This is a genomic window from Brevibacillus porteri (genome assembly GCF_003013475.1).
In the GTDB taxonomy this organism is placed as follows: domain Bacteria; phylum Bacillota; class Bacilli; order Brevibacillales; family Brevibacillaceae; genus Brevibacillus; species Brevibacillus porteri.
On the sequence record NZ_PXZO01000064.1, the window covers coordinates 68,922 to 91,604 of the forward strand.

At 47.2% G+C, this 22,683-nt stretch carries 27 protein-coding genes; 18 read left to right on the forward strand and 9 right to left on the reverse strand.

The window, feature by feature from the left end; all coding sequences use genetic code 11:
- The first annotated feature begins 34 nt into the window (after positions 1–34).
- The 9 genes from blaBBI to C7R92_RS27990 all read left to right on the forward strand — a co-directional run bounded on the left by blaBBI (position 35) and on the right by C7R92_RS27990 (position 7,094).
- Complete coding sequence (gene blaBBI / locus C7R92_RS27950; protein ID WP_106836410.1) at positions 35–949, forward strand: BBI family class A beta-lactamase; 915 nt, start codon at positions 35–37, stop codon at positions 947–949.
- 27 nt (positions 950–976) lie between these two features.
- Entirely contained in the window at positions 977–1,660 is a 684-nt protein-coding gene (locus C7R92_RS27955) for an FHA domain-containing protein (protein ID WP_106836411.1), read from the forward strand.
- Positions 1,661–1,674: 14 nt separating this feature from the next.
- Positions 1,675–2,511, forward strand: a complete 837-nt coding sequence (gene bla / locus C7R92_RS27960; RefSeq protein WP_106836412.1) for a subclass B1 metallo-beta-lactamase — start codon at positions 1,675–1,677, stop codon at positions 2,509–2,511.
- Between the two features lie 116 nt (positions 2,512–2,627).
- A complete protein-coding gene (locus C7R92_RS27965; RefSeq protein ID WP_069846359.1) occupies positions 2,628–3,281 on the forward strand; it encodes a hypothetical protein in 654 nt (217 codons plus the stop codon).
- Positions 3,282–3,392: 111 nt separating this feature from the next.
- Positions 3,393–4,910: an MDR family MFS transporter gene (locus tag C7R92_RS27970; RefSeq protein WP_106836413.1), complete on the forward strand. Its 1,518-nt coding sequence runs from the start codon at positions 3,393–3,395 to the stop codon at positions 4,908–4,910.
- Positions 4,911–4,922: 12 nt separating this feature from the next.
- Positions 4,923–5,450 carry a PadR family transcriptional regulator gene (locus C7R92_RS27975; RefSeq protein ID WP_106836414.1) on the forward strand — a complete coding sequence of 176 codons (528 nt, stop codon included), beginning with the start codon at positions 4,923–4,925 and terminating at the stop codon, positions 5,448–5,450.
- Between the two features lie 96 nt (positions 5,451–5,546).
- Entirely contained in the window at positions 5,547–5,837 is a 291-nt protein-coding gene (locus C7R92_RS27980) for a DUF3817 domain-containing protein (RefSeq protein WP_017247427.1), read from the forward strand.
- Between the two features lie 96 nt (positions 5,838–5,933).
- Positions 5,934–6,131, forward strand: a complete 198-nt coding sequence (locus tag C7R92_RS27985; protein WP_238144675.1) for a hypothetical protein — start codon at positions 5,934–5,936, stop codon at positions 6,129–6,131.
- Positions 6,132–6,167: 36 nt separating this feature from the next.
- On the forward strand, positions 6,168–7,094 hold the full coding sequence (locus C7R92_RS27990) for an ADP-ribosylglycohydrolase family protein (RefSeq protein WP_106836415.1): 927 nt from the start codon (positions 6,168–6,170) through the stop codon (positions 7,092–7,094).
- Between the two features lie 66 nt (positions 7,095–7,160).
- Here the strand turns inward: C7R92_RS27990 and C7R92_RS27995 are convergent, their stop codons facing one another.
- On the reverse strand, positions 7,161–7,679 hold the full coding sequence (locus tag C7R92_RS27995; protein ID WP_106836416.1) for a DUF3231 family protein: 519 nt from the start codon (positions 7,677–7,679) through the stop codon (positions 7,161–7,163).
- A 139-nt stretch (positions 7,680–7,818) separates the two neighbouring features.
- Positions 7,819–8,175 carry a DUF2512 family protein gene (locus C7R92_RS28000; RefSeq protein WP_106836417.1) on the reverse strand — a complete coding sequence of 119 codons (357 nt, stop codon included), beginning with the start codon at positions 8,173–8,175 and terminating at the stop codon, positions 7,819–7,821.
- 286 nt (positions 8,176–8,461) lie between these two features.
- Here C7R92_RS28000 and C7R92_RS28005 point away from each other — a divergent pair, with 286 nt between their 5' ends.
- Positions 8,462–8,980, forward strand: coding sequence for a DUF2179 domain-containing protein (locus C7R92_RS28005; protein ID WP_007715966.1), 519 nt, complete (start codon positions 8,462–8,464; stop codon positions 8,978–8,980).
- 78 nt (positions 8,981–9,058) lie between these two features.
- Here the strand turns inward: C7R92_RS28005 and C7R92_RS28010 are convergent, their stop codons facing one another.
- Positions 9,059–10,045 carry a hypothetical protein gene (locus C7R92_RS28010; RefSeq protein ID WP_106836418.1) on the reverse strand — a complete coding sequence of 329 codons (987 nt, stop codon included), beginning with the start codon at positions 10,043–10,045 and terminating at the stop codon, positions 9,059–9,061.
- A complete protein-coding gene (locus C7R92_RS28015) occupies positions 10,035–10,613 on the reverse strand; it encodes a sigma-70 family RNA polymerase sigma factor (protein WP_106836419.1) in 579 nt (192 codons plus the stop codon). The genes C7R92_RS28010 and C7R92_RS28015 overlap by 11 nt, the downstream gene beginning before the upstream one ends.
- 188 nt (positions 10,614–10,801) lie before the next feature.
- On the opposite strand from C7R92_RS28015, the gene C7R92_RS28020 reads away from it, so the two are divergent.
- The 6 genes from C7R92_RS28020 to C7R92_RS28045 all read left to right on the forward strand — a co-directional run bounded on the left by C7R92_RS28020 (position 10,802) and on the right by C7R92_RS28045 (position 16,097).
- Positions 10,802–11,530, forward strand: coding sequence for an amino acid ABC transporter ATP-binding protein (locus C7R92_RS28020; protein ID WP_017247419.1), 729 nt, complete (start codon positions 10,802–10,804; stop codon positions 11,528–11,530).
- A 33-nt stretch (positions 11,531–11,563) separates the two neighbouring features.
- Positions 11,564–12,415 (forward strand): transporter substrate-binding domain-containing protein, encoded by an 852-nt coding sequence (locus C7R92_RS28025; protein ID WP_106836420.1) that lies wholly within the window; start codon positions 11,564–11,566, stop codon positions 12,413–12,415.
- 96 nt (positions 12,416–12,511) lie between these two features.
- Positions 12,512–13,165, forward strand: coding sequence for an amino acid ABC transporter permease (locus tag C7R92_RS28030; RefSeq protein WP_017247417.1), 654 nt, complete (start codon positions 12,512–12,514; stop codon positions 13,163–13,165).
- Between the two features lie 15 nt (positions 13,166–13,180).
- Positions 13,181–13,831, forward strand: a complete 651-nt coding sequence (locus C7R92_RS28035) for an amino acid ABC transporter permease (protein WP_106836421.1) — start codon at positions 13,181–13,183, stop codon at positions 13,829–13,831.
- A 76-nt stretch (positions 13,832–13,907) separates the two neighbouring features.
- Entirely contained in the window at positions 13,908–15,176 is a 1,269-nt protein-coding gene (locus tag C7R92_RS28040; RefSeq protein WP_106836422.1) for a sensor histidine kinase, read from the forward strand.
- Between the two features lie 3 nt (positions 15,177–15,179).
- The gene (locus tag C7R92_RS28045) at positions 15,180–16,097 is read left to right on the forward strand and encodes a response regulator (protein WP_106836423.1); all 918 of its coding nucleotides are present in this window, start codon (positions 15,180–15,182) and stop codon (positions 16,095–16,097) included.
- 54 nt (positions 16,098–16,151) lie between these two features.
- Here the strand turns inward: C7R92_RS28045 and C7R92_RS28050 are convergent, their stop codons facing one another.
- The 4 genes from C7R92_RS28050 to C7R92_RS28065 are packed head-to-tail and all read right to left on the reverse strand — an operon-like array spanning position 16,152 to position 19,576.
- Entirely contained in the window at positions 16,152–16,877 is a 726-nt protein-coding gene (locus C7R92_RS28050) for an ABC transporter ATP-binding protein (protein ID WP_106836424.1), read from the reverse strand.
- A gap of 4 nt (positions 16,878–16,881) precedes the next feature.
- Positions 16,882–17,688: an ABC transporter permease gene (locus tag C7R92_RS28055; protein ID WP_017247412.1), complete on the reverse strand. Its 807-nt coding sequence runs from the start codon at positions 17,686–17,688 to the stop codon at positions 16,882–16,884.
- A gap of 17 nt (positions 17,689–17,705) precedes the next feature.
- Positions 17,706–18,287, reverse strand: coding sequence for a nitrous oxide reductase accessory protein NosL (locus tag C7R92_RS28060; protein WP_106836425.1), 582 nt, complete (start codon positions 18,285–18,287; stop codon positions 17,706–17,708).
- Complete coding sequence (locus C7R92_RS28065; RefSeq protein ID WP_106836501.1) at positions 18,284–19,576, reverse strand: right-handed parallel beta-helix repeat-containing protein; 1,293 nt, start codon at positions 19,574–19,576, stop codon at positions 18,284–18,286. Before C7R92_RS28065 ends, C7R92_RS28060 begins: the two co-directional genes overlap by 4 nt.
- Before the next feature lie 361 nt (positions 19,577–19,937).
- Between C7R92_RS28065 and C7R92_RS28070 the strand changes: the two genes are divergently transcribed.
- The gene (locus C7R92_RS28070; RefSeq protein ID WP_017247409.1) at positions 19,938–20,249 is read left to right on the forward strand and encodes a hypothetical protein; all 312 of its coding nucleotides are present in this window, start codon (positions 19,938–19,940) and stop codon (positions 20,247–20,249) included.
- Positions 20,250–20,322: 73 nt separating this feature from the next.
- On the forward strand, positions 20,323–21,897 hold the full coding sequence (locus C7R92_RS28075) for an FMN-binding glutamate synthase family protein (protein ID WP_106836426.1): 1,575 nt from the start codon (positions 20,323–20,325) through the stop codon (positions 21,895–21,897).
- 180 nt (positions 21,898–22,077) lie between these two features.
- Here C7R92_RS28075 and C7R92_RS28080 read toward each other — a convergent pair whose 3' ends face one another.
- On the reverse strand, positions 22,078–22,608 hold the full coding sequence (locus C7R92_RS28080; protein ID WP_017247407.1) for a peroxiredoxin: 531 nt from the start codon (positions 22,606–22,608) through the stop codon (positions 22,078–22,080).
- Positions 22,609–22,683 lie beyond the last annotated feature (75 nt).

The window sequence follows — 22,683 nt, forward strand, 5'->3', positions numbered from 1 at the left end:
CGTTGTTATCTTCCTAGAAAGAGGTACGTCATCCATGAAAATTCACCAATCTAAACGGATCGGATTCACAGTGAAAACGATTATTCTCACACTTCTTACGCTCACTGGTTGCTCTTCTCCAGAAGCACCTGTCGTTAAAACGGAAACGCCAGCATCTGCAATGGATCAAAAGTTCGCTGCGCTGGAAACCAAGTTTGATGCGAGGCTCGGCGTATATGCGATCGACACCGAAACCGATGTGGTAGTTGCTTATCGCGAAGATGAACGATTCGCTTTTGCCTCTACGTACAAGGCTTTAGCCGCAGGTGCAGTCTTGCATCAGAAACCGTTGGAAGAGCTCGACAAAGTCATCACCTACACGAAGGACGATCTCGTTACTTATTCACCCATCACAGAAAAACACGTAGCGACCGGGATGACTCTTCGTGAGGTTGCAGACGCCGCGGTTCGCTATAGTGACAACACGGCGGGAAATCTGTTGTTCAAAGAATTGGGTGGACCGAAAGGCTTTGAATCAGCCCTTAGACAGATTGGCGATAGTGTGACGACGTCCGAGCGTTATGAGACGGAATTGAATGAGGCTAAACCAGAAGATATTCGCGATACAAGCACACCGAAAGCACTTGCAACGAACCTGAGAGCCTATACGGTAGGGGATGTGCTGTCGTCGGACAAGCAGACGATTCTTATCGAGTGGCTGAAAGGCAACACGACGGGAGACAAGCTGATTCGGGCGGGCGTCCCTAAAGACTGGAAGGTCGGAGATAAGACGGGAGCCGCAAGCTACGGAACACGAAACGATATCGGTATCATATGGCCACCGAATAAAAAGCCCATTGTCATTGCAGTGCTGTCTAGCAGAGATAAGCAGGACGCCACTTATGATGATACGCTCATTGCTGAAGCTACCAAGGTTGCTGTTGAAGCACTGACGGCTGTAAAACCGTAATAGATCAACAAGTGAGGTGATCACCAGATGATAGACAACGGTGCATACTTACTCGTAAAAAAAGGGGACCCCACCCCATTTACCACACGCAAATATCTCACCAAGGATCGCTGTACAATCGGGCGGAGGGGAACTGGTTTTCAACTGGACATTACATTTTCCAGTCCGTACATTTCGAGAATGCATGCAGCCTTTCAAAGGCTCGGGAATGATTACAAGATTATCGATCTGGAAAGCAAGCATGGCACAGAGGTAAACGGGACTCCCCTTCATTATTCCTCTCATATTCTGCGCCACGGGGATCAAATAAGCTTGTCAAAAGGGGTAGCAGAGCTCGTCTTTTTACGAGAGGCCAATAGACTGGATGATACAGTGGAGCTCCCTTTCACGCAGTCAAAGAACACGTCGCTTTTGCCAGGATTGGAGTTTCATTTGGAGAGAAGAGAAGTTCGTCTCGATGGGGCTAGACTGCATTTGATCGGAAAAGATATGGATTTGCTGAAGCTTCTCTACCAAAAGGCGAACAGCGCCGTTAGTTTTGAAGAAATCATGCTGACAGTATGGCCAGAGCGAATGCTGCATGAGGGCAACGTCCCGGATGTCGGACGAGTGGAAGTCAATGCGCTCGTCTATCGATTAAGGAAAAAGCTTCGGCGCTACGGGCAGCAAATCACGACGATTCCGCGGTATGGATATCGCTTAGATGTTTGAAAGGTGAGATTCATTTGAAGATTCATAAAGGATGGATAGGGAAAGCTGTATGTAGTTTGTTCCTGACAGTCGCCGTTGCTCTGACACCGTTTTCTCATCAAACGATTGCCCAATCTGAAACAGCATCTCCCACTCAGATTACCAATCCAGGGAAAAGCATTGTGTTATCAAAATTAAATGACAAATTATGGTTACATACAACCTATAATGAATGGAATGGCACAACCTATGACCACAATGGCTTAATCGTTTCTACGTCCAATGGGATCGTCCTGATTGATACAGCATGGGGGGACACCCAAAAAACGGAAGAGCTATTACAGCTGATTAAGAAGCATTGGAAGAAAGACGTTGTGTTGGCGCTGATTACACATGCACATGATGACAGCATTTCAGGTATCCGTGCGTTACTCCATCAAAAAATAGATGTACGCAGTACACGTTTGACGGCAAAATTAGCCAAAGAATATGGATATCCTTCGCCCAATCCGACACTCGATGAAAAGCCCGTAATAAAGGTAGGCGACACGATCTTAGAAGCCTATTATCCTGGGGAAGGGCATTCGAGTGATAACATTACCGTTTGGCTTCCCCAATCCAAAATATTATTTGGTGGATGCTTCGTCAAAGCATTAGATGCCAAGGATCTCGGAAATCTTTCAGATGCCAATGTAGAACAATGGGATGACTCCGTTCAGAAGGTAATCGAAAAGTATCCACAGGTCGAAACCGTTGTACCTGGACATGGAAACACGGGAGGCAAAAATTTGCTTGATCACACCATTGAGCTAATCAAACAACATTCCCAGAAGCAAGCAGCTAAAACAAACTCCTTCTCAAGATCAACATGAGAAGGAGTTTGTTTATGTAAGGTGTTTTCTTTTTTCTTCCAATCGTCTAAACTTTTGATATAGGCCAGAAGTCATTGCTCTATTACCACAATGATTCAGTCATAGGAGTCCTCATTATGAAAAAAATCGTAGGTATTGCCTTGATGGTCGCTTTACTAGGCTTCAACGCCTATTTGTGGCCGACCCTGATTCACGCGGTAAAAACAGATGGACGAACCGATGTGAAAACAGCATCTGTCTCGCAAAAAGCAGGTACGGCAAAGCCCGCTATGGATTTGGCGAATCAAGGTCCGCGCGCCGAAAACGTTTCTGCCTATCCGGTTGAAAAGCCTGTGGCTGTGTCAGCACCTGTACCAGCACCAGCGCAGAAACAAAGCGAAGGAAAGCCAAAAACAAAAGCGGTAGCAGCTGCTAAAACGAACACACCGAAGAAGAAAACACAAAAGACGAAAACCGCAACAAAACCAGTCAAAAAACAGACGGCACGTCCTCCGGTAAATAAGGTGCCAACGTATCCGGCCTGGGATGATAACGGTCTCTATGTCGTAGACGATGGAGGACCAGGAAGCAATTGGGTGAGGCTGTCGGATGGTTCTTTACTGCGTAAGAGCGATGGGACACGGACATTTAACTTGCCCTATGATAAGAATCCATTCACTGGAGAGATTAAGCCGACAGTGGAACCGATGTCAGAAGCGGCGTATAAAATGTGGAAGGGCAATCAAGCCCAGCAGCCATCGCCATTCAGCCCGTCACCGTTCGGGCGATAATGAGTCGCGAAAAATTGCTCCGAGAAAAGGAGCAGTTTTTTTCGATAAGTAGTCAAATTTGAATATAATAATGTATAGTACTTTGATTTGACCACTCAGGAGGGTGAGGCAATGATTGCAAGGGAAAGTAAAGTGAATAGGGTGTTGGCGGGGCTTCTGCTTGGTCTCCTGATGGCTTCCATGGACAATACGATTGTCGCGACGGCGATGGCTACGATTGTCGGTGAGATGGGCGGCATGGATAAGTTTGTTTGGGTGACATCAGCGTACATGGTCGCTACGATGGCGGGGATGCCGATTTTCGGTAAACTCTCCGATATGTATGGGCGAAAACGTTTTTACGTATTTGGTCTCATTGTATTTTTGTTAGGGTCCATTTTATGCGGGACGGCAAACAGCATCGTTGAGTTGAGCATTTATCGGGCGATTCAAGGGATTGGCGGCGGAGCGCTGATGCCTATTGCCTTCACGATTATTTTTGACGTATTCCCGCCGGAGAAGCGTGGAAAGATGACGGGACTTTTCGGAGCTGTATTCGGTACGTCCAGCGTATTTGGACCTTTGCTGGGGGCGTATATTACCGAATATGTCAGCTGGCATTGGATCTTTTACATCAATGTACCGATTGGTGCTGTGTCCCTCTGGTTGATCTCGATGTATTACAAGGAGTCGCTGGAATATCGCAAGCAGAGCATTGACTGGTGGGGAGCGATTACGCTGGTCGGGGCTGTAGTGAGTCTGATGTTTGCACTGGAGCTGGGTGGCAATCAATACGCGTGGGATTCGATGCAGATTATTGGATTGTTCTGTTCCTTTTTCTTGTTGTTTGTGATTTTTCTATTTGTCGAGAAGCGGGCATCTGATCCGATTATTTCGTTCTCCATGTTCAAGAAGCGGTTATTTGCCACGACAAATGCGATTGCACTGTTGTATGGAGCTGCTTTCATTATCGCTACGGTGTATCTGCCGATTTTTATCCAAGGGGTATATGGCGGGTCAGCGACGAATGCCGGATTACTGTTGACACCGATGATGCTCGGTTCGGTTGCTGGAAGCCAGCTAGGCGGATTTTTGACAACGAAGACCAGCTTCCGCAATATTATGCTTCTGTCCGCAGTCTTTTTCATACCAGGTATTTTCCTTTTGAGTACACTGACGCCTGATATTCCTCGTTCAATCGTTACGCTTTATATGGTGATTGCAGGGTTTGGTGTGGGCTTTTCTTTCTCCACCTTGGGAATTTCAGCGATTCATGGCTTTGATATGCGTCAAAGAGGATCGGCCAGTTCGACGAACTCTTTTTCCCGTTCATTGGGGATGACATTGGGGATCACCGTGTTTGGTATCTTGCAACGCAACTCGTTTGAAAACGGCATGTTCTCTGCCTTCGGGGGACAAGAGATGACGAATGCCATTACGGATCCGCGAGCGATTTTGACACCAGAAGCACGCGAATCCATTCCGGGTCCTGTTTTGGATCAAATGATCGATATTCTCGCGTCATCGATTGCGAACACGTTTACGTGGGCGCTCGTTCCTGCTGTTCTTGCTCTCGTGTGCATTTTGCTAATGGGAAATGATCGGGCGCTGGCGAAATCGCCTTCCGAACCGAAACCGGAACGCGGGTAGAGGAGAATCGTCATGAGTCTAAAATTGCTTGTTCTGGGATTGCTGATGGAAGGGGAGAAGCATCCCTACGAGGTTCAGCAGCAGGTGAAGGCCAGGGGAATGGATTGTTACATGAAATACGCCAAAGGCTCCCTCTACTATGCCTTCGACCAACTGGAAAAGAGCGGGATGATTGAGGTCAAAGAAGTCATTCGTGAGACTAACCGCCCAGATAAGACGCTGTATGGGATCACGGAAAAAGGCGAAGAGCAATTTCAACAGCTTCTCTTGGAAGAACTGCAAAAACCGATGCAGCTGACCCATCCGATCTACGCGGCTCTTACTTTTGCTTCGTACGGTGATCCACAGAAAATGGATGAGGCCTTGGAAGTGAACATCCAGGAGGTAAGACGGTTAGCTGGATTATTGGAATCGATCCAGGAGGAAAAAAGAGAGAGGCTTAGCTGGGGAGCACGAACGATTCTGATCGGTGCCATTGAGCATTTGCACGCAGAGATGCGCTGGATGGAACGTATCCGGGAAGAAGCTTGGGGCCGTTGATTTTGAATATATTATGAACATTGGACTATTTTCATCATTATGATAGTTTTTCGTTTATAATAGTGGTAATTTCAATGGCAAGGATGGTACCCGCACATGATGAAATCTGCCCTCGGACGTTTCCGTCTCATCGGCCTGATCGAAGGTATCTCGTATTTGGTACTTCTCGGAATTGCTATGCCGCTTAAGTATTTTTGGGATTATCCAGCGGCAGTAAAAATTGCCGGCTCGCTTCATGGATTGTTTTTTGTCCTGTATATTTTGGCGTTGGCACATGTTACAATGACCAATAAGTGGTCCTTTTTGAAAGTGATCGGGGCATTTATTGCTTCATTACTGCCATTCGGCAACTTTGTTCTGGATGCACGCCTGAAAAAAGAGCAGTAAGTATACACATTACACATTATGTAAGGAACTAGAAGGCGGGTCATTGTACCCGTCTTTCGTACATATTCAAAAGAGAAAAAAATGGAGGGGATCTGTGTGGAGACCAGAATTTTAGCAGGAATTCTTTTGTGGGACGAAGAGGAACAGTACGTTCTTGAAACCGTGATGGAGGACCGTTTCAAGCTGGTTCTGCCGCAGATTATCACGCTTGCAAGCACAGAAGAAAAGGTAGCGACGGATGAATTGAACGAACAATACTTCGGTCAAAATGTCATTGCCAGATGCTTTGTTTGATATGAACAGATAATTCAGAAAAAGGTGTGGATAGGTGTGGAGCTGCGTGATCGCTATGCTGGAAGTTTGCTAGGGTTGGCCGTTGGAGATGCACTCGGCACAACTTTAGAATTTCGCAAACCGGGTACCTTCGAGCCGCTTACAGAAATGATCGGGGGAGGACCATTCGATTTAAAGGCGGGGGAATGGACGGATGATACGTCGATGGCCCTGTGCCTGGCTGAGAGCTTGATTACGAAAAATGGCTTCGATCCGGTTGATCAGATGAACCGATACATAGCTTGGTTTCGAGATGGGTATATGAGCTGCAAGGATCATTGCTTCGATATCGGGAATATCACCAAAGAAGCGCTGTGGCGTTTTGAGCAGACCAAAAATCCATTCAGCGGATCTGACCATCCGATGTCGGCAGGGAATGGCTCCATTATGAGGCTAGCACCAGTCGCACTCTATTATGCCAATCAACCGGAGCTCGCCATCGATTACTGCGCGCAAAGTTCTCGCACAACACACGCAACGGCAAAGGCAGTAGACGGCTGTCGTTTTTTCGGGGCATTGCTCCTGGGGGCTCTACAGGGTATTTCCAAAGAGGAGTTGCTTGCTGATTCGTTCTCTCCTGTAGCCGATCTATGGGAAAAGCAACCGCTTGATCCTGATATCGCCCGTGTCGCGAATGGCTCCTACAAAGAGAAAACTAAAAAAGAGATCAAAGGATCTGGATATGTCGTCGATTCGCTTGAAGCGGCGCTTTGGGCATTTCATTCCAGTCGTTCTTTTGAAGAAGGCCTGTTCCTAGCGGTAAACCTTGGTGATGATGCGGATACGACGGGAGCTGTCTACGGTCAATTGGCAGGTGCTTATTACGGAGTAGAAGGCTTGCCTCAACGGATGCTTGCGCTGTTGGCCAAGCGGGAGTTGATGGAGGAGTTCGCGCGGAAATTGTACGAGCACGCTAACCACTAACCGGCAAAATTGAAAATAGGTGAAAAACGATAAGCACTACCAATCAGGCAGTGCTTATCCTCAAGTTTAGGCATGGACAAGTTCTGGCGCTTGCATATGAAGTGGCGGCGGAACCAACCAGCCTTTTTCTTTTAAAATGCGGAGCAATCTGAGGCCAAATTGGGCTTTTGCAACATGGTACTGACCAAAAAGCATTCCGATATCTTCTCGAATGGATTGAGCCATTATTTGACTGCAAGTAAGCAATCCGGCTGCAATGTCCCTTGATACACCTGCTGCGATTTCAGGGTCACTGATACGAGCACCGGCAGGAATGCTCTCTAAATCAGCTACAGGGCGATCTGGCGGTGCAGGAGGTAATCCAATGCCATTTACTTTGAGTAATTCATCCAGTTGTTCCACTTCTTGTTTCATGCTTCGCGTAATGTCTTCGAGGAAGCTTTTCAGATCATGATCACCAGTATGGTTGAGCGCTGTTTGATAACCAGCAATCAATCCTTTTGTTGTTGCCAGATACATCCATACTCCAAAAACCTCGCCATAATGCATCGGTTCATTCTGAGGATTGCCTGATAAAATACCCATTAACGTCCTCCCAGTACTCAGTAGAGTTTTGATATCCATTCGGGTTCTCCTAACTTTGTGATGTAACCCAAAGATAAGGTTAGCAAAAGGGACGAGATATAACCCTTTTAGGAAATTACATATAAAGGGGAATGACGAGTTATTTTCCAGGTTCCTTATTAATACGATTGTTGTCGTAAATCCCCAAAAAGCGATGGTACACAAGTTCTGCTACACCTAAAAGGGCTACCGTAATCATTAACTCTCCAAAGCTTAGTGGCCAATCCATCCATCTGGCAACGAACCATAAATAAAAACCAGCGATTACTGCATCTGCAATTGTAGCCGTAATATTGTTGGTAGCACGTAATATTAATTGATCTCCAATCAGATAAGCGATGACAGTCAAGCCGAGTGCCGTTAAAATAGCGGAAGCCCAGGTTGCATTGGCAAACCACCATAAACAAATGGCAACAATCATACCGGTAACAGCTGCTTTCATTAAAAAGCGAGACATGTATTCACCCTCCTCTACTTACAGTCTGAAACAAAGAGATTTTCAGCCAGCGTTCCTATGGAAAAATAAGTGTTCTCGATGCTTACTGTTTTACAAAACAACAAGGTTTATGCGGATGCTGTTTGGCCTAATCAAACACCCTTATCATAGAAAGGGTGTTTGAATTTATAGGAAAAAATTCTTTGATAGCCGAATTTTACCGCTGTTATAAAAATACCTTCAATTATATGATTATCACGATTACAAAATCATCATAATACCCGGTCTGGGTGGGGGTAGGAGAGCAATGGGCTTGGCGTTTGTTTTGATCATCATCGGGATCAACATTTTGTACGTTTCGTTTTTTACGCTGCGACTACTGATGGTGATCAAGGGCTATCGGGTGTTGGCATCCCTATTAGCGATGGTGGAAGTATTCGTGTATTTGAAAGGGTTGGAGATTGTTCTGGACAACCTGGACAATCCGATCAATCTCGCAGCCTACTGTATCGGTTGGGGAATGGGTGTATTCATCGGCAGCAAGATCGAGGAGTATTTGGCCTTGGGCTATGTCACGCTGCAAGTAGTTGTGGATTCCGTTGACTTGGAGGTTCCTGTGAAGCTGCGTGAACACGGCTTTGGCGTTACTTCCTGGGTAGCAGAGGGACGCGACGGACATCGTCTCATGATGCAAGTGTTGACGAAGCGCAGCAACGAGAAAAAACTGTGGAATCTTATTCATGAGATTGCACCAAAAGCATTCGTAATCTCTTTTGAGCCGAAACATTTGAAGGGCGGCTTCTGGGTGAACCGCCTACGGGGATAATCCCTTGTGACGAAAACAAAAAAGCAGCCAGCCCTCTTTTGCAGATACAAAGCAAGAAAGGGCTGGCTTTTCGTATGGTTACTGCTGGCTTGCTTTAGCAGCCTGGAGCAGCATTTCTTTGGAAACTGTTGGCGAATCGGTAGCTACACGATACATAATCGGTTGCTCTCCATCTTGATCCAACCAAGACAGCTCTTGATACTGACCAGATTCACTAAACAAGAACTGATCGTTTTTTGTGTAATGCGCTTTTTTTCCGCTAACAGTTACTGCGTCGTATTTCGTTGTTTCTGGCGTGCTCAATTGTACATCTAGCTGTTCCTTCGGGAATTTCTCTACCGTGACAAAGATGCGTTCTTTTTGCTTGTTCTCATACAGGCTCGTATACGCTTCGATAGGTGAAGTCGCTTGTGGAACGACTTTCCATACGACACTTTTACCTGTTTCCTTGCTTTCTTCTTGAAGTTCATGCAGCCACTGCTGTCCTTCTTGACCCATCATGACACCGTAGGGGGTGCCTTGTTTGCCCTCAAGGAATGAAAAGCTGTCAGGAAGCTCGTGTGGCAAGGCATGTGAGAGAGAAGCTTCTTCACTGAGGACGGCAGTCCATGCTTTCCAATCTTTCACGATATCCGGCTTTTCTATGCCGATCGTGGGGTTTTGTTGAAAGAGAGGGTGCTTCTCTTTTTCCAGCGCTGCGAAATAGACGAGGGCGGTTTCGCCTGTTGCCAGTTTGTTCTCTACGTTTGCCAATCCCAGCCGTATTTCTTCAGGGGTTATTTGCGTCAATGTAAAATCCTTATGAGCTTGAACTTCCATACGGACAGAGCCTTCATCAATTTTGTACAACAAGCTGTGTGTCGCATAACCAAAACCAGTGAGCAGGGCGAACGCTGCTGCAACATGCACCAGCTTTGGACGAAAGCGCATCCCTTTGTGCAAACGCCACTTGCCAGCCAACTCCATTTTGGCTACTCGTTCGATTTTGCTGTCCAATGCAGGATCAATGTGTAGCTTCCCTGCTGCGTATTCATACTCATTTCTCACCTTTTTTTCAATGAACATGAAAAGATGCCTCCTCATGATTGATTCGATGCTCAAAATGCTCTCTCAATTTTTTCATCGCCAAGTGGTGTCTCGATTTTACCGTTCCGAGCGGGATTTGTAGAATCGCTGCAATTTCCTCCAAGGAACAGTTTTGATAGTAACGCAGTACGACGATTTCCTTGAGCTTGAAGGATAATTTCTCTACGGCGGGAATGACCTCCAGCTCATCACTGATTGCCCCCAGCTTATCCTCCATACCCGCGACAGGTGCTTCGTAGCCTTTTTCCTTAACCCGCTCCAACAGGCGGAATCTTCGCCAAATGCTTCGATTCCAGTTGCGAACCTGCCGCACAATCAATCCGTTGAACCATGGGATAAAGGGTTGCTCCACATCGTACCTGTCGATGCTTCGAATCAACTCTACGTACACTTCACTCATCATGTCGTCTACATCTTGTTTGTGCGGCGCCAGAAAATAGATCAGGTTGTAGGCGTACGTGCGAGTTGCTCGATAGACTTCTTGAAAAGCTTCTTCCTCTCCTCGGCGCATCCGGATGAGCCAAGGCTTTACGTTTTCCTCTTTCATAGGCCGGCCTCCATTCAGGTGTTACATGATATATTGGCTCCCATTCAACTGGTAGGTTCACTTTATTTTTTTATTGCTCGTTATTAGAAAATTATAAACAGAAAAACTTTTCTTTGTCTTTTTCAGTAGTTTTGGGTAGTTCGACATTAGTATACAAAATAAGACATAGAGCAAGGGGGGATTTAAGGTTGATCAGTTTTCATCAAGTAAATAAACACTACGGAAGTTTTCATGTCCTCAAAAACATCAACCTGCATATCAACCAGGGAGAAGTCGTCGTGGTCATTGGCCCGTCAGGATCGGGTAAAAGCACGATGGTTCGTTGCATCAACAGATTGGAAACGGTTACAAGCGGAGAACTGGTGGTAGACGGGGTGAAAGTGAACGATAAAAACACCGATATCAACAAGCTGCGTCGGGACATCGGTATGGTGTTCCAGCACTTCAATCTATACCCGCACAAGACCGTACTGCAAAACATTACGCTGGCACCAACTAAGGTTCTGGGCGTATCGCAGAAAGAAGCCGAAGAAACGGCTCTCTACTATTTGGAAAAGGTAGGGATTCCGGAAAAGGCGGAAATGTTCCCAACGCAACTATCTGGCGGTCAACAGCAACGCGTGGCGATCGCACGCGGACTGGCTTTGCGACCAAAAATCATGTTGTTTGACGAACCGACCTCTGCGCTTGATCCCGAGACGATCGGCGAAGTGCTCGACGTCATGAAGAAGCTGGCAAAGGAAGGCATGACGATGGTGGTCGTGACGCATGAAATGGGCTTTGCCCGCGAGGTGGCAGATCGCATCGTGTTTATGGATCAAGGCACGATTCTCGAAGATTCTACACCAGAAGAGTTTTTCGCAAGTCCGCGTGAAGAGCGTGCGCGTTTGTTCTTGAGTCGGATTTTGAATCACTAAATATATAAAACGATAGAGAAAAGGGGTATTCAGATGAAAGCAAACAAGCTTTGGAAAAAAGTAGCAGGTATGGGTCTCGTTCTGATGCTGAGTGCAACTGCGTTGGCAGGCTGTGGTGGAGGTAGTAAAACAGAAGGCGGCGCACAAGGCACACCAGCCGCAGCAGGTGCGGGAACATTGGCAAAAATCAAAGAAAGAGACAAATTAGTAGTCGGAGTTAAGTACGACCTGAACCTGTTTGGGTTGAAAGACCCGGCAACCGGAAATGTAGAAGGCTTCGATATCGATATTGTAAAAGCAATTGCGAAGAAAGTACTCGGGGACGAAAACAAAATCGAGTTGAAGGAAGTAACCTCCAAAACGCGTATCCCGATGCTGAAAAACGGAGAAATTGACGCGATCATCGCAACGATGACCATTACAGAAGACCGTAAAAAAGAAGTAGACTTCTCTGACGTGTACTTCCTGGCAGGTCAATCTTTCTTGGTGAAAAAGGACAGCTCCATCAACGGTCTGAAAGACATGCAAAAAGGCATGAAAATCGTGACCGCGAAAGGCTCTACTTCTGCGAAAAACATCAGAGCGAGTGCTCCTGATGTAGAAGTACTTGAATTTGAAAACTACGCGGAAGCCTTCACAGCACTCAAAGCTGGTCAAGGTGACGCGCTGACAACTGATAACGCTCTCCTGTACGGCATGGCGAAGCAAGATCCAAACTACCGTGTAACAGAAGAGACCTTCACGGAAGAGCCATACGGTATTGCAATCAGCAAAGGTGACGCTGAATTCGTGAAAACCGTGAACGATTTGCTAAAAGAAATGAAAGAAAACGGCGAATACGACAAGATTTATGAAAAATGGATCGGAACAAAACCTAAAAAATAATGCGGTTCGACTCCATAAAGAATGAGCGGTTTACTCTGCCGCTCATTCCCTTATATTCCTAACAGAATTTTGCACACAAGGGGGATCGCATAAGAGATGATCGATTTTTCTATCTTGTTTGATCACATGGATATGTATCTCGAAGGCTTTTGGAACACCTTGCAGGCGAGCCTGCTTGCTCTCGTCGGGAGCTTTGCACTGGGGACGCTCTTTGCGATCTTTCGGATTTCTCCGATTCGACCACTCAAGTGGATCGCTACGGTTTACGTCGAGTTTGTACGTAATATCCCGCTGATTCTCGTCGTTTTCCTCTTTTTTGTGGGCTTGCCGGCAATCGGTATCGTACTGGAGCCCTTTATTGCAGGTACGCTTGGCTTGACGGTGTATACGGCAGCATTTATCGCGGAGACGATCCGCGCAGGCATTTTGGCGATTCCAAAAGGACAGACAGAAGCCGCTCGTTCCTCGGGATTGACGTACGGACAAACGATGCGCTATATCATTTTGCCGCAAGCGATCAAGGTCGTGATCCCGCCGATGGGCAACCAGTTTATCAATCTCGTTAAAAACTCCTCGGTATTAGGTGTGATTGCAGGTCTTGACCTGATGTATTTTGGAGACCTGATCGCGGCTGATACGTTTGTTACCTTTGATGTGTACATTTTTGTAGCTGTTTTCTATTTGATTCTGACCCTTCCGTTGAGCGCGTTCGTCAGTTATTTGGAGCGACGCTTGGCTGGAAGCCGCTAAGAAGGAGGGGACATCATGGACTTTATCGGAGCCTATACGCCCAGTCATTTGACCTTCCTGCTCGAAGGCTTTTGGGTCACCTTGCAGGTCGCTTTCTTGTCTATTGTCTTCAGTTTTTCCATTGCGATTGTCGTAGGGGTTTTGCGTTACGCAAAAATTCCTGGAGTTTCACAAGTTCTCGGGACAATCGTAGAGCTGATTCGCAATTTGCCGCTCTTGTTGATTATTTTCTTTACGTATTTTGCTCTCCCGGAAGTGGGAATCAAGATGGACAAGTTTTGGGCCGCTGTTCTGGCGTTGGTTATTTTCGAAGCAGCAATGCTGTCGGAAATCGTGCGAAGCGGTTTAAATTCGGTCGAAAAAGGACAAATTGAAGCTGCACGTTCTTCTGGACTGAGTTATGTCCAGACACTGTGGCATGTTGTCCTGCCACAGGCTCTCAGAAGAATGGTCCCGCCGATTGTGAGCCAATTTATTTCGCTCTTGAAGGATACGTCGCTGGCCGTCGTAATCGCTTTGCCAGAGCTGATGAACCATGCGCAAATCATCAACGGACGCAATGTCAATTACGTCATCCCGACCTTCCTGATGGTGGCAGTGATGTACTTTGTGGTCAACTACGCGTTGTCAGTCGTCTCCAAGCGACTGGAAAACAAGCACGCTTAATCGTTCTATCTTTGCAGATCTCCGATTCTTAGTAAAATAAGAATAGGAGATCTTTTTCCGTAAGAAAGGAGCAGCTATGCGAGAACGCCTTTTGATCCTGTTTATTATCATGCTGGCAACTGCTTTTTTTGGAGAGATGAAGGTAAACCCCGTAGGCGGGTCATTTCGTTTTTCCTTGGGCATCGCTGCTTTCTTTTTCGGGTTGCTGTGGTTTTCGTCCGTACCTGTATTGTTGACGGGATTTTTTACAGGGACGTTTATCTTCGGATTTCGCGTCGGAATGGATGTCTTTTTTGCATACCGTCCGTACATGGAGAGTGTGGCTGCCCATCTTCCCTCAGCCTTTTACTATTTCACTTTTACCGTCCTGTTTTATTTGCTCCGAGCACGTAGCTATCGTGAGTTCCCCCTGTGGCTGGGGTTGATAGGTGCATCCATTGATTTCGTCTCCAATGTGGTAGAGATCCAGGTGCGACAGTATTTCACTGATTTTCCGCCGATCACTTGGCAGAGCTTTTTGATGCTTCTCTTCTTTGGAGTCTTGCGCAGCTTTTTTGCTGTCGGCTTGTACAACAGTTTTTCGATCAGGCAGTTGCGGGCAGTGGGAGAGGTGCGTCAGCAGGAGCTGGAGCGTCTGCGGATGATTAATACGGAGCTGTATGAAGAAGCCTTTTACTTGCGCAAATCGATGACGCATTTGGAAGAAATCACGCGCGAGAGCTACCAGCTCTACAGACGTCTGCTCACCTCGGATCATGCGGAATCCCCGACAGCTTTGGCGATTGCCGAGAATGTGCACGAGGTGAAAAAAGATTCGCAGCGGATGCTGGCGGGCATTTCCAAGCTGATTAATCAGGAGGGGCTAGCACCACAGCTGCCGATCAAAGAGCTGTGTGAGTTGGTTGCCCGCGCGAATCAGAAATACGCAGAGATGTTGGGAAAAGATATACGAATGGAGTGGAGTTGTAACATCAACCTGTCGACCAGCCAAATCTATGCACTGCTCTCCGTGCTAAACAACCTGGTAGCCAATGCGGTAGAAGCGATTCCCACGTCGGGACGGATTGAGCTGAATGCGAAGCTGATTCATCGTCATCTGGTGTTCAGTGTACTTGACAGCGGTCCGGGAATTCCGCTAGAAGAGCAGGAATGGGTGTTTCAGCCCGGGTATACGACCAAATACGATGAACAGGGAAATGCATCTACCGGAATTGGTCTGACGCATGCCCGTGGAATTGTCCAAAGCCTGCAAGGAAGCTTGCGTATTTTACCGGATCAGAAGCAAATGACGCACTTAGAAGTACAAATTCCGACCGACCAATTACTCGGAAAGGAGGGAGTGTAAGCCATGATACGTTTCTTTTTAATTGAAGATGATGCTGTAGTGCGCCGCATGCTCGAACGGATTATTCAAGACAGCGGGTTGGGCGAAATTGTAGGGCAAGCCAGCGACGGTAGTCACGTATCGATTGATCAACTGTATGGGGTCGATGTCATTTTGATCGACTTGCTAATGCCGGGGCTCGATGGCATCCAAACGATCAAAAAGTTGCAGGCAGATGGCTTCGCGGGCCGCTTCATCATGGTGTCACAGGTGGAAAACAAAGAAATGATCGGGGAGGCTTATTTGCAAGGGATTGATACCTTTATTCAAAAACCGATCAACCGCTTGGAAGTCATGGCTGTGCTGAAGCGGGTATCGGATTACTTGTCGCTGGAAGCATCTCTGCAAACTATCCGCAAATCATTGCAAATCCTGGATGTCAAAGCAAAAGAACCGCATACCAGCGGCTTGAAAAGCCAGTCTTCCGATCAGGAAAACCTGGCACAAAAAGCGAGAAAATTGCTGTTGCAGCTAGGGATCGCGAGTGAAGCCGGGGCTCCCGATCTACTATTGATCATGGAATGGCTCGTACAGGATGAGCGACAGGGAGACAAGCTGCACGAATTGCAGCTCAAGGAACTGTATACACAAATTCTGCTGAAGGTGCATGCCAGTCTGGATGAGCATGGGATTACTAAAGAGGTGCGTGCCATGGAGCAACGGATTCGCCGGATGGTCCTGCAAGCCTTTACGCATCTTTCCTCATTAGGGTTGACCGACTATGCCAACCCGACCTTTGAACACTTTGCACCACGACTGTTTGACTTTCAAGAAATTCGCCAGCGGATGCAAGAGCTGGAGGCGGGCGAAAAAACGACGAAGTGCCGGATTAGCGTGAAAAAGTTTTTATCTGTTTTTTATATGGAAGCAAAGACGCTATAAATAAAAAAACGCGGGAGCCGATCATAACGATCAAATCTCTCGCGTTTTTCTTATTTATGCCTTTGCCTGATGAACAAGCTCGGAAAAGGCACCATACAAACCAATTGCTCCATACTGCTGTTGGTACTCCTCTATCGACCCATCACGCACGATTTTTCCGTTCATCAGAAAAATCGCCCGATCTGCTACCGCATCTGCTACCTGCAACTGGTGAGTCGTAAAGAGAACGGATTGACCCGCGAGCTTTACTTCCCGCACGAGATCGACGAAGGCATCCATCCAATACGGATCGAGTCCATTGGTCGGTTCATCGAGGACGACGAGTGCAGGCTTTGCCAATATCGCTTGGGCAAACAAGAGGCGCTGCTGCATTCCTTTGGAGAACTGAGACACCCGTTTGTTTCTCACATCATGCAGTCCCACCATTTTCAGCAGTCGATCCGCCTCTTCTGGGGTACGATTGCGCAGGGAAGCGTAAAATTCGAGCGTTTCTTTCGCGGTAAGTCCGGCAGAAAACGTAAAGTGATCCGGCATATAACCGATTTCTTGAAGATACTCCACACGATTATCGTTCCAGTTCAACCCGTTTAGCTGAATGGTTCCCGAAGAAGGCGGGAGAATACCGACCAGCATCCGCAGGATCGTACTTTTCCCTGCACCGTTACCGCCGCATAAGGCGACGACCTGACCGGGTGCAATGTTCATACTGAATGGGTGGACGATTGTTTTCCCATTGATTTCCTTGGTAACCTGGTCGATGGTAAGTCCTGACATATTCATCTCATTACCTTCTTTCCCATACCCGGATGGCTATGAACAAGGTCGCACTGATCCAGAGTAGACTGAGTGCGACAAAGATGAGATCACCAAGCGGAGAATCAGCCCAGTACACCCATTTGTAGTATTCAGGTCCAAAGATCGAGCCACCGCCTAATCTGGCAACGGAAAAGATGCGTACAAACTCCGCTGGGTTGAGAAATGTTGCGAGCTGAAGCAGAGGCTTGATCCATGTATAAGGGACGAAGCTGAGCACCGAGATGAGTAGAGTAGGCCATGCCAGAATATAGAAGAACCAGATGCTGACCCCCATTGTCAAAGCCTGCCAACGGTTTTTACTGATGGCGCCAATCAGCATGGCAATTCCCAAAAATAACAGAATGAGACAGATGGAAAAGGCAAGCAAAAACAAGAGAGTCGAAAATGCAAAGCTTTTTCCTAACAGCATGCCAGCTACACCAGACAACCCATACCCGAAGCTGACGATCGCGACTAATACGAGTGCTTGTCCCAAGTATTTCCCCACCAAGAAGGAGAAGGTTGTCATGGCGTAGGTAGAGAGGAGCTGCCAGCTACCCTCTTCTTTTTCCGCCGTCAAAGAAAAAGAAGAGAGAAGCATCGTCATTAGTGGCAGCAAATACAAAATCAGATTCAGCATGGTACCTGTCGTATACGTATAACCCTTCATGTAGGACTGCGATTGGATGATCAAGAGTCCCAAACTAAACAGGGAGAACAGAGCCATAAACGAGTAGGACCATGGATTGCGAAAGCCTACCTTCACTTCTCGTTTGGCAATCAGATTGATGTGCAAAGACTCCACTCCCTCTGTTAGTTGTGTGTGGTTGGGGTAGTACTGTTGCTTCCGTGATCAGCTGGTTTGCTTTCGTGACCGCCATTATGTTGACCTTCGGAAGACTGACCGTCTTTGTTCATGTGCTTGCTCATGCCGTTTTCCCAGCTATGATTTTTCAATTCCTCTGCACTCATGACAATGCCTTTCTTTTGCTCTTGAACAAAGCTGTCTGCAGCAGACTTCTCTTTGAAGGAATAGATGCCATACGTCATTGGCGTTTTGAAATCTTTGTCGTAAGCGTAGGTAGCTTGCTCTGCTTTTGTCCATTCTGCTGTGTAGTAATCGCGGACAAATTGTACAGCCACGTTATCGGTTCCATTTTCTTTCGTCCAGTTGTGTAGGCAGCCGAGATCATCGAACTTCAGGGCTTTTCCATCTTTTAAGACGATTTCAGTAGCATTGTGATCGTTAGGGACATGCATTTTGCAAAGGTCGCATTTGTCTACGCCTTCCGCGATATCTACTGGTTTTGGCTCTTCGCTTCCGCAGCCGACCATAAGCAGGCTGATACCGATAATTGCTCCGACTGTTGTGCACCATTTTTTCATTTTGTTCATGATTTTTTCACTCCTATATAAATGATAGAACAGCTTCCTATTAACAAAATAAGTCCAAGAATGCCAGCACCCCAACCGCTCGTTTCCCCGGATTCAATGAGCATGGTGTCCGAGGGTTGCATTAAAGGAGATGCGTCCTTGATTGCTGAGCCGGCCCCACTTGTAAACAAGCCTTCCAGAAACACGAATCCCGGGGCTTGGAAAAACAACTGGTAGGCAGGAACCGCATCGGTCAAACCCAGATAAAAAGGATTCATCTCGTACGGCAAATCACTGCGGGAATCTCCGTTCACATCAAGTCCTTGCAAATTGTCCCAGTAGTTTTTATTTAAGTTGTTGTTCTGACTATCCTGAGCTTGTGCTTGGATGACGTTGGAGACAAATTGGTTATCGGTTAATACGTTTTCAGAAGAGGACAAAAACTGCATGCCGATAAAGTTGAGACTGAGTAAATTGTTTTTAACCGTAATTCCGGATGATTGCTCTAAATACAGTCCAACGCGGTTCCCCTCAATCGTGTTGTTTGCAACCAGCGTATCCTGTACGGTAATGAGAAGAATTCCTTGCGAACCGGGATTTTTTTGCTGTTTCAAAAATTGATTCCCGGTAACCGTCAATTTGCGAGACTCCATAAGCTGGGAGCCCGTCACATTTTCCATTCCAATGTTGTTGATGACCGTCGTATCAGAGGTGCCCATGAAGTGATAGCCGTACCGCGAATTCGTCACCAGATTTTGTTCCAGATGGTTTCGATCGCTATTTTCGACGTAAAAGCCATCCTCGACATTCGTCACCTGATTTTTAATGAAACGGTTATGATGCGATTCACGCACGTCAATTCCGTTTCCTCGTTTCGCTTTTTCCGTTTGCTTTGGTTTTACTTCAGGCTGTGCTCCGTGATTATGTCCAGTACTGGTCGTTGGACTGCCATCGCCTTTGATTTTTCCGATGACTTGAACGTTGTGCAGCGTGTTGTAGTCTGCTTGCCGTAATTGAATGCCGATCCCTTTCGTTTCAACGATGACATTCTCCAGAAAGTTTTGATCGCCACGGATGACAAGAGCGGCTACGTCACTGTTGATTCGCTTGTCCACGATATGGATTCCTTGCACACTCACATTGTCGCTTTCAATCGTGAGCGTTGCCTCCTCCTCGGTCGGGTTGATGATCTTCACTGGATCATTGGCCACCAATTGAATCGGCTTGGTAATGCGGATAGGACCTTTGTACAATCCATACGGGATGGTAACAGTATCGTTAGGACGTGCTTGATCAATCATCGCCTGCAAGGAGTCAGAATCTGCAGGCGTCGCCTTGGCTGTGATAGGCAGCTGTAGGGCAACGATACAAATGACGGAGACGAAAAGTAGCGGGAGAGATAATTTTCGATTGTTCCATCGCAATGACAGGGTGCATCCTCCCCTATTCCACTAGAGAGCTCTCTCGTTTATTGCCGGATAGTCGGCTGCTAGCTACATTTAGGATAACAGCCTCTTTTCATTTTCGTATGACTCAACCGGGCTATAAAACGTGTCAAAAAACGCAACGATTTTTAAAAAATGGAAGGTTGCGAGCGGCTTGCACCTGAGGTGGCATTGTGAAATCAAAGCGGTCATACTAAAGGGAAGAGGCGAAAAGGAGAGACGATAAATGGATACAAACATAGAGAAAGCACTGCGCACGACACTGGAATATTGGGATCGGATGAAAAAGAGCCACGAGGACGATGCGGAGGACGATGCGAATCAGTTTGAGGCTTCGTTTTACCGCATGATGGAGCAAATCCGCGAGTGGTACGATCAACTGGAGACGAAGCCTGATACGATAGAGGATGCACTGCTTCTGCCGGACATGGCAGAGGTTGCGGAGCAGTTACCTGTAGAAATCATGCTGAATTTTGAAACGGAGCTGGAATTAATCGTAGATGGGCAAATACGGGAGGATGATGAGAAATACGATTAAAAACAGAGAACTTGTTGCATCCTATCCTTGACATGATTTACTAGAATATTGTGTTTGGGGAGGGTAAGCACAAGTGGTACCTACTCTGTTGTGCGTCATTATCTTCATCATTCTTTTACCACCCATTGTATTTTTCGGTTACATGTATGCCTTGTCTAAACAGCCAAAGCACTCCATTATTCGGTCCCATCCATTTTTGGGGTGGATGCGTTATTTGCTGGAAAAGCTCGGGCCAGAGCTTCGCCAGTATTGGTTTGACGATGATACAGACGGTAGACCGTTTTCCAGAGCCGACTTCGTGGGCCTCATGTATGCGTCAAAATACCGGACGGACCTGATCTCGTTCGGAAGTAAACGTGATTATGAGAAGCCCGGCTTCTATTTGTCCAATGCGATGTTCCCGAAGCTGACGAGTGAACTGCGTATTGATAATGAAAAAGTCGTCCCCGGCAGAAAATACGAGATTACCCACGAAGGGCTGTTCACGAGAAGGGAAAAATTTATCGAGGAACAAGAGGTAAAGCCGTGGTTGCTACATGATGAGGACGTCATTGTCGTGGGAGAAAACAGAAGGCAGCCTTGGCGGCTGAAAGGGATGTTTGGTGCTTCGGCTACCTCCTTTGGAGCAGTGGGAGAGAACTATATCATGTCCACAGGGTATGGGGCACGTATGGCAGGCGGCTCTTGGATCAATACAGGAGAGGGTGGCGTCGCAGAAGTTCACCTCTCGACAGGCGCGGATATCATTTCGCAAATCGGGCCGGGGATGTTCGGCTTCCGTGATGACAAGGGCAAGTTTTCGATCGAAGAATTCAAGAACAAGGCTAACATTTCTAACATCAAGGCATTTGAGCTGAAGTTCCATCAAGGGGCCAAAATACGCGGAGGTCACCTCGAGGGCTCCAAGGTCACGGAAAAAGTCGCGGCAGCAAGGCTGGTACCAGTGGGACAAACGGTCAATTCACCGAACCGCTTCGAGTTTCTCACCAATCCTGAGGAAGCCTTGCGATTCATCGGCAGTTTGCAGGAGGCGGGGGGCAAGCCTGTCGGTGTGAAAATCGTCGTCGGCGATCCGAAGCGATTGGAGCCGTTTTTTGAGAAGATGGTGGAGCTGTCGATTTATCCGGATTTCATCACGGTAGATGGCTCTGAGGGCGGGTCGGGTGCGATGTATAAGGCAATGGCAGATGGCATGGGCTTGCCGCTTTTCGCCGCGCTCATCATTCTCGATGATACGATGAGGAAGTTCGGCGTACGGGACCGCATCAGAATTTTTGCTTCCGGCAAGCTCGTTACTCCTGACAAAGTAGCTATCGCTATGGCATTGGGAGCGGATTGCGTCAACTCCGCGCGCGGCTTCATGATTGCAACTGGCTGCATCATGGCGATGCAATGTCATACGGGTAAATGTCCCACAGGGGTCACTACGACGGATTCCAAGTACCAGGAGGCGTTGGTTCCGGCAGAAAAGCAGTGGCGTGTCATGAACTATATTTTGCAGTTGAGGGAAGGCTTGTTCTCGCTGGCAGCAGCATGTGGCTTGGAGAGTCCGACTGAGCTGAGAAGAGAGCATGTCGTGTTTACCAATGAAAGCGGGGAGACCATGCGTGTCGTTGACTTGTTTCCGTACCCGGTCGTGACCAGATAAGTATTTACAAAGAAGATAAATAATGGTAAGGTGAATCAATCAGGCTATAGTACACCTTCCTTCTAAACCAACTAGCGATTAGGGGTACTGCTTTCCTGATTTTTTTATGCCTATAATTAAAATGGAAAGGCCGTATGATCCTGTGTAAGCGATCATGTGGCCTTTGTTTATGTCTATCGACTAGGAGATCGTGTTTTGCCCCGGCTTCCAGTCCATTGGGCACAATCCGCCTGATTGCAGAGCTTCGATCACACGGAGCGTCTCATCTACGCTTCTGCCAACCTTGGAGTTGGAAATGACTGCGTATTGCAGGATACCTTCTGGATCGATGATGAAACTGCCGCGCAGCGGAGCTTTGGTTGCTTCGTCCAGCACACCGTATGCAATGGTCGCTTCTTTGCTGTAATCGGAAGCGAGCGGGAAGGAGAGCGGCCCGATGCCTTCACTCGATCTCATCCATGCTTTGTGTGTATGTATGCTGTCGCCGCTAATGCCAAGCACCTCGACATTTAAATCCGCGAACTCCTTGATCCGGCGGTTGAGGCTGAGGATTTCCGTCGGGCATACTTTCGAAAAGTCAAAAGGGTAAAAGAACAAAAGAAGCCATTTTCCACGATAATCTACCAAGCTCTTTGGCAGGGGAAATCCGTTGTCAAACGTTACGGTGTCCATCGTAAAATCAGGTGCAGGAAGTCCAATACGCGCTGTCATAGATCGATCTCCTCGTTTCTGATACCGTATGTCGGGTACTGGTATCAAAGTATCACGAAAGATCGAGACAATCAA